Raw genomic sequence first — 2,426 nt, 5'->3', positions numbered from 1 at the left:
GAGCTCATGCAGACGTAGCAGGCGCCCTTGGTGACCATCAGCAGGTTCACGCAGGTGTCGTAGAGGAATTGATAGAAGCCCTCTCCCAAGGCATCGTTCAGGATGCGGCGGTCCTTCGCGATGGTCTTGTTTTTGGCGGCATTGGCGTAGTCCACGTTGTACGGTGGATCGAGGGCCGCCATGTCGGCCAGCTGCCCGTCCATCAGGCGCTCGACATCCGTGAACACGGTCGCATCACCACAGAGCAGTCGGTGATTGCCAAGGATCCAGAGATCGCCTGGCCGGGACGTTGGCACGACCGGAACCTCGGGAAGCTCTGCCTCCTCCGCCTCCGCGGCCGCGTTGTTTGTCAGCGGTGACTTGCGGAACGATATGGATGTTGCCCCTTTAGGGTAATAGAAGAGCACAACCGACATCAAGTCACACAGTTCGCTTGTAGAGCCTTCCGGTGACCGCGTGTCCCCTCCAAAGTACGGCAATATGGCCGACAGAATTTCACAGTATTTCAGTAGCTTAAAAGCTCCGTACTAAATGCGGGCGGTCAGGAGCTTTGGAGAATAGGGGGCAGAGAGAGACGAAAGTCGGCCGTCCTGCCATTCCAGCAGTCAGGAGCTTCGCGCGTCGAAGCCCGCAAATACTGGGGATTTTCGCGACTGGAATTTCTTGGAGAGAGATTTGCCCCAAGGCTAAATGGCGGAGGGAAAGGTGCTGGGAACCAACACTCTCTACCGCCAAGCTATTGATTTTGTTTGAGTCGTAATTTGATGCAGTTCAAATCCCGCGCTGGTATCCGAACGATCCTCGGAGGTAACCTTGAACTTCGGCTCCACGGCACCCGATCTAAGATACTTTCGGATCGCATTGCGAGACAGTCCTGTTCGCCGCTCGATCTCCCGGATCGGCATCCCCTTGGGGAAGTGCCAACGTCGGACAACTCTCAAAAGTGCCATGTCTATCACTCCATGATCCCCCGGTCCAAATGCCGGGAGGAAGGTCAGAACATTGGTCACTTTTCGGTGGAAACTTGTGCCCCTCCCGTATCAACTCTCATTACAAATCAACAGCACGCCGTGAGCCAGCGGAAAATGCGGCGAAATCCTTGCCATCTGGGCCTTGCTCAGCAGAAACAGTTCACTCATCAGGGCCTCCTCTTTCGGAAGCCTTGAATCAAACTGGCAACTGATCCGCAATAGGTTTAATAGGTCCTGACCCTTCTGTATTTGCTCTCTGCTAAACTTGCTCCGTCACCGGCCCCGGCCAGGGTCGGTGACGGGGTGGTGCGCGACGTCTGACCCTTGTGGCATGATCACGCTTTCTAGCCTGTCGGTACCGCCTCTCTTCATCGTCTCGAACAGTTGATTGCGGCCTTGCAGGACCGCGCACCAGAAGGAAGAGAGCATGGACAACCTATCACATGGCCGCGTTATCGGCATAGATGTCAGCCGCGACTGGCTGGACCTTTATTGCCTCCCCGATGGGCATCGCGGCAGAGCGCCCAACACTCCAGCAGGTCATGCTGTCGTTGTGGCTCTCGCGCGGGATCGGGACGCCATCGTCTGTTTTGAATCGACGGGCGGTCAGGAGTGGCAGCTCTGGGCGGCTTTGGAGGTAGAAGGTGTTACAGCCCGCCAAGTGCCACCCGCTCAGGTGAAGGCATTTGCTCAAAGCTGTGGCACGCGCGCCAAGACAGACCGGATCGATGCAGAACTCATCGCCCGCTTCTTCGCATTCCGGCCCGAAGCAGGCCGCAGTCTTCCCGCTGAGAAGCTGCGCCTTCTCAGAGCTTTGACATCGTAACGAGCCCAGTTGGTCGAGATGCGCAAACGGCTTCTGGCCCAAATCCGCGCGCATCAGAAACTGGGCACCGCCGCGATGTTCGAGGACGTCGACACCGAGTTGAAGCAACGGATCGACAGTCTGATCAAGGAATTGGAAGACCGCATCAGCCAGGCCATCGCGAGCGATGAACGCTTGTCGGAAACCGCCGGTGTTCTCCGTTCCATCCCTGGGATCGGCCCGGTTGCGAGCACGATGCTGATCGCGGAAATGCCCGAGATCGGCACCATCACCGGCGAACAGGCTGCCGCACTCACCGGTTTGGCCCCGGTCGCGCACGACAGCGGAACCCTTCGCGGAAAACGGACCATTGCAGGCGGGCGCCGTGCCCTGAGGCACGTAATGTTCCAGGCAGCGCTGGTCGCGGCACATCACAACCCAAGCCTGAGATCATTCGCAGACCGTCTCCGCAAGGCTGGGAAACCGCACAAGGTCATCATCACCGCCGTCGCCAGAAAGCTGGTCACCATCGCGAATGCACTATGCAAGAACCGTCAGAAATGGGCAGTCCCAACGACCTAACAGATACAGTTGCTAGTTCCGCATGGTGCACCAAATCACTAAATGTCTGTGCGGTATCGTAAGGCGGT

General features: G+C 57.7%; 2 protein-coding genes and 1 pseudogene. 2 read left to right on the top strand and 1 reads right to left on the bottom strand.

The window, feature by feature from the left end:
* Positions 1 to 416 (bottom strand): annotated as a pseudogene (locus WCJ41_RS21515) (hypothetical protein); the annotation flags it as partial.
* Positions 417 to 1,398: 982 nt separating this feature from the next.
* On the opposite strand from WCJ41_RS21515, the gene WCJ41_RS21510 reads away from it, so the two are divergent.
* Together WCJ41_RS21510 and WCJ41_RS21505 are read left to right on the top strand one after the other, a co-directional pair.
* Positions 1,399 to 1,797 carry a transposase gene (locus WCJ41_RS21510; RefSeq protein ID WP_336907885.1) on the top strand — a complete coding sequence of 133 codons (399 nt, stop codon included), beginning with the start codon at positions 1,399 to 1,401 and terminating at the stop codon, positions 1,795 to 1,797.
* 18 nt (positions 1,798 to 1,815) lie between these two features.
* Positions 1,816 to 2,358, top strand: a complete 543-nt coding sequence (locus WCJ41_RS21505) for a transposase (RefSeq protein ID WP_336907886.1) — start codon at positions 1,816 to 1,818, stop codon at positions 2,356 to 2,358.
* The last annotated feature ends 68 nt before the right edge of the window (positions 2,359 to 2,426 follow it).

The sequence above is a fragment of the Aestuariivirga sp. genome, assembly GCF_037139295.1.
Taxonomy (GTDB): domain Bacteria; phylum Pseudomonadota; class Alphaproteobacteria; order Rhizobiales; family Aestuariivirgaceae; genus Aestuariivirga.
This window is presented reverse-complemented; position numbering and strand designations above follow the sequence as displayed.